This is a genomic window from Endozoicomonas sp. ONNA2, from assembly GCF_024606365.1.
In the GTDB taxonomy this organism is placed as follows: domain Bacteria; phylum Pseudomonadota; class Gammaproteobacteria; order Pseudomonadales; family Endozoicomonadaceae; genus Endozoicomonas.
This window is the reverse complement of the sequence record NZ_JAHHPO010000597.1, coordinates 1-1,588: the sequence shown is the minus strand read 5'-3', so window position 1 is coordinate 1,588 and position 1,588 is coordinate 1. Positions and strand designations below refer to the sequence as shown.

2 protein-coding genes are annotated in these 1,588 nt (G+C 48.9%); both read right to left on the bottom strand.

The genetic code is table 11. From position 1 onward, the window contains the following. Positions 1 to 79: 79 nt before the first annotated feature. A complete protein-coding gene (locus KDK14_RS10585; RefSeq protein ID WP_257265073.1) occupies positions 80 to 679 on the bottom strand; it encodes a hypothetical protein in 600 nt (199 codons plus the stop codon). Positions 680 to 839: 160 nt separating this feature from the next. Continuing rightward, on the bottom strand, positions 840 to 1,412 hold the full coding sequence (locus KDK14_RS21735) for a reverse transcriptase domain-containing protein (protein ID WP_257265072.1): 573 nt from the start codon (positions 1,410 to 1,412) through the stop codon (positions 840 to 842). Positions 1,413 to 1,588: the final 176 nt, after the last annotated feature.

Sequence of the window (1,588 nt, the reverse complement as noted above, 5' to 3'; positions counted from 1 at the left end):
TCCGAGTAGAAGAGGACGTTACCGTCCTCAGCCCTCGCAGAGCCGGACGAGCCCAATTAAGGCATCCGGTTCCTCACAGTTACTGGTTCACTGACTGATGACCATGATAGTACTGATGCTGGATTCTTGGTGGTGTCAGGGGGAAGCGTTTCAGGAACCGGGAGAATTTCTCCCACGGAATATAGCTTTTCCGTGATCGGCGGCCCAGCCATTTATGCCAGATTTTCTTTACTCGGTAATGTACTGCTTTCAGGGCTTTATAGTTTCCCGTTATGCCGAAGTACGCAAAGTGACCCCGTAATTTACGATTCAATTTGTCGTACTGCTCCTTCAATGAGCCATGTCTATGTTTACGACAGTAGTCATTGAATGACTTCAGCGTTTTGGCTAGTCGCCCTTTGGCAGTTTTCTGGAATATTGCAAACCCACCTTTTCGGGTTTTACCCCAGTAATGAGTGAACCCAAGGAAATCAAAGCTGATCGGAAGTCCACGACGTTTGTTTTCTTTCCGGTGTGGAACCCGAAAGTCGATTCTCTGCGTCTTTTCCGGGTGTAGTGTAAGGCCATATACGCCAAAGCGCTTAGGCAATACCCTCTCTACTCGACGACAGTCGTCAGGATTTTGAAACACCATGACAAAATCATCCGCATAGCGGGTCAGGCTACACCTTCCCTGCATTCTTGGCACTCTTTATCTACAAGAGCGTTTGAATAAACCAGTCATCCAATACATAGTGCAAGTAAATATTGGCTAACAGTGGTGAAATAACACCACCGGTTCCCATTGTCGGGTAGCAAAGCTGCCCTGACTCAAGTATACCGGCCTTTAGCCATGCTTTTCATGAAGAGACGATCAGTTTTCGTACCACGCCATCAGACACTCTTCTGGCAAGGAACAGTCGTAGCTGGCTGTGGTCAATCGTATCGAAATACTTTTGAATATCCACATCCAGCACCCATTGGCCGCCACCGTGCATTATGTGACTACGTAGACTTTGCAAGGCATGGTGCGCTGACCTGCCCTTGCGAAACCCAAAGGAGCAGTTGTAAAAATCCTGCTCGTATATGGGCGCCAATAACATCGCTACCCCTCTCTGGGCAATCTTGTCCTCGAAGGTCGGAATACCTAAAGAACGTTGCTGGCCTTTCCCTTTGGGAATATAAACGCGTCTCAAGGCAGGAGCCCGGTAACGACCAGATTTCATGCGATCCAGTAAGTCAAGGAGATTAGTCTCCAGCTGTCTCTCATACATATCGGCCGTTTGGTCATCGACACCTGTCGCGCCATCCTTACGGGTCAGCTGATAGGCCTGTAAAAGCCAGTTGTAGTCTATGTAATGATTGAGCGAAGTGAACGCCATGGCTGGATTGTTTCTGGCCAGTGTGGCTATCCGTTTCTGTTTCGTTGACACAAACATAAGGTTTCAGTGTACCCCTTGTGTTTCCCATAAACGGGTCAATAACTGTGGTGCCCCCTTTCCTCGTCCGGGTCCTCCCGAGCGGAGTTCCCCGTTCTCAACAGTACTATGAGACACCAAGACTTCCAGTACCTGATATCCGGTCACTTATGGATTCGCTTCCGGACTCC